Annotated in this window: 2 protein-coding genes and 1 pseudogene; all 3 read left to right on the top strand. The window is 41.6% G+C overall.

Annotated features, from left to right (window positions below; all coding sequences use genetic code 11):
• Window positions 1-1,187 (top strand): DUF6862 domain-containing protein (locus OP500_RS11145; protein WP_274070995.1); only part of this gene is annotated, 1,187 nt, incomplete at its 5' end.
• Window positions 1,184-1,507, top strand: a complete 324-nt coding sequence (locus OP500_RS11140) for a colicin immunity domain-containing protein (RefSeq protein WP_009426033.1) — start codon at window positions 1,184-1,186, stop codon at window positions 1,505-1,507. The genes OP500_RS11145 and OP500_RS11140, both read left to right, overlap by 4 nt.
• 309 nt (window positions 1,508-1,816) lie before the next feature.
• Window positions 1,817-2,266 (top strand): annotated as a pseudogene (locus OP500_RS11135) (IS1595 family transposase); the annotation flags it as partial.
• Between the last annotated feature and the right edge of the window lie 138 nt (window positions 2,267-2,404).

Here is a 2,404-nt window from a genome sequence, read left to right as displayed (position 1 = left end):
AATACGACGACGGCCGCACTGCCATCGACCCGATAAGCGGAAAATTCAATCCCAACCTTCTGCCCGAGCACATCAAAGAAGAGATCAAAGCGCAGACCGGGGCGCTTGCTTCGGTGGTCGGTGCGGCGGGAGGCAGTCTGAACGGCACCAGCGGCACAAACACCAATGCCCTGTTCAATGCGCAAGTAGGGGGCGTGTTGGGGCAGAATGCGGTGGAGAATAATTACTTAACTAGAGAGGAACTCAATGCTCAAGTAGATGCTGCTGTAGCTTGCCGAAAAGGAGATAAGGCAGCCTGCGCGGAACAAAAAAGGTTGGAAAGGCTAAATAAAGAGCGAGATTTGCGACTGCTAGCTGAATGTAATGCCAATATCCGTTCTCCTTTATGTACTCGGTTGAGAAAAGAAGCGGAAGTTGCTATGAGTGGGTTAAGTGCCACTCCATTAAGCAGATTGTTTGATTTTAAAATGGCATTTAATCCCGAAAGAAGGCAGGCTCATAGCGAAGAGTTCGGCAAAACCGATACTGTTGTGTTAATGTCTTACGGCAAATCACCGGAAGAAATTGCCGCCAATGCAAAAATGATGCGGATTGGCAGCGAACTGCTTACCGATATGACGGTTGTCGGAACGATTAAAGATTTCAAACAGGCCGACACGTTTAGAGATTATGCTGTTGCAACTATTTTTGCCATTCCGGGAGTGAAAGTAGCTAAAAAACTAGAAACCGTCCGCGATTTCAGAAAGGCCTACGAAGCTGCCAAAGAAGCGGGGGATTTGCGCACAGCCAAGAAATTGTTTGAATTGGCCAAAGATGCGAAAGGCTCGCCTAAAGTATTCGAAAAACTTGAAAATTCAGTAAGAAATATTAATTATATCAACAGAGCTAAATTATCTCAAAAGCAATTACAGAAGAAATTTAAACATGCTGTTGAATTTGGTATTGATACTACAAAATCAAATCCTTCGAATTGGAAAATTTTTGGAGATGCTATTATTAATCATATGAAGCATAAAGAAACTATTCAATATGGCCGTTATCGTCTGCCAGATTCTAAAGTTTTTTATAATCGTGACAGTAATATTGCTGTTGTATTTTCCAAAGATGATGAATTCGTTACAGTGATAAAATTAAATAAAGGACAGCCACAGTATAATAATTTTATTAAGAATGGATATTTGCAATGAAAAAAATGAGCCCATTGTTATGCTTAGCAACAGACTTTATTGATGACAAAATAGACGCTGATACTTTTGTTGATGCATATATGGAAATGTGGAGAAGTAACGCCAGTGATTTTGGAGGTGGGGAGCAATGGGATCGTGCTGACATTGCGGGAAGTTTATACATTATTGCAGACCGTTATTGTCCATTGGAATTTAGAGAGGACATAGAGCCTTGGGAATTAGATGAGCATGAGCTTAAGCAGGCAGTTTCAATATTTTTAAACAGTAAAAATTCTGATGAGGCATATGAAACATGGGAAAATATTCGGAATGGGAAATGAATGGATGTGTTTTGTTCGTGAAGGGGACTTTTCTTCATATATGACGAAACCGATCTCGACATTGATGTTTAAACATCCCGAGAAAATTCAGTTTGATTTGGTAAAGAGTTCCTAGCTTATCCAATTTATGAACCTTAACTTAAGATACATTATATGATTAAAATTAAATGTTATTATTATGATAAGGAAATCGATTATAGATGCTGTTCGTTCTTGGATGAGCATGATAATGAACTAATTTGTTTTAATAAAATATTTGGGGCTGTCCTAGATAACTCAGGAAATTCACATTAAGTTAGAATTTCCCCTATGAGAAAAAGTCGTCTAAGTCAGTACAAACAAAACAAACTGATTGAGCTATTCGTAGCAGGCGTAACCGCCCGTACGGCTGCCGAATTGGTGAATGTCAACAAAAGCACGGCTGCGTATTACTTCCATCGCCTACGCCTGCTCATTTACCAAAACAGCAGCCATCTGGAAATGTTTGACGGCGAAGTGGAAGCGGACGAAAGCTACTTTGGCGGACACCGCAAAGGCAAACGTGGACGCGGTGCGGCAGACAAGGTGGCAGTTTTTGGTATTCTCAAACGCGGCGGCAAGGTTTATACCGTGGTTATTGAGAACGCTAAAAGAGAGACGTTATTTCCTGTTATCACAAAGAAAATTATGCCTGACAGTATTGTCTATACGGATTGTTTGAGTAGCTATGATGTGTTGGATGTAAGCGGATTTACCCACCACCGCATTAATCACAAGACAACCGCTACCAGGATTGGGAAAACCACGAGCGCAAAAAGTCCGGCCTAACCGGCAGCCTGAAAAACGGCGTGGCGATGGCCGGTTACGGCAAGACCCAAGAAAACCTGCAGCAAAACAGCGTATCGTCTGCCGTAACCT

The organism is Kingella sp. SNUBH-2017 (assembly GCF_028680565.1).
Taxonomy (GTDB): Bacteria; Pseudomonadota; Gammaproteobacteria; order Burkholderiales; family Neisseriaceae; genus Kingella_D; species Kingella_D pumchi.
This window is presented reverse-complemented; position numbering and strand designations above follow the sequence as displayed.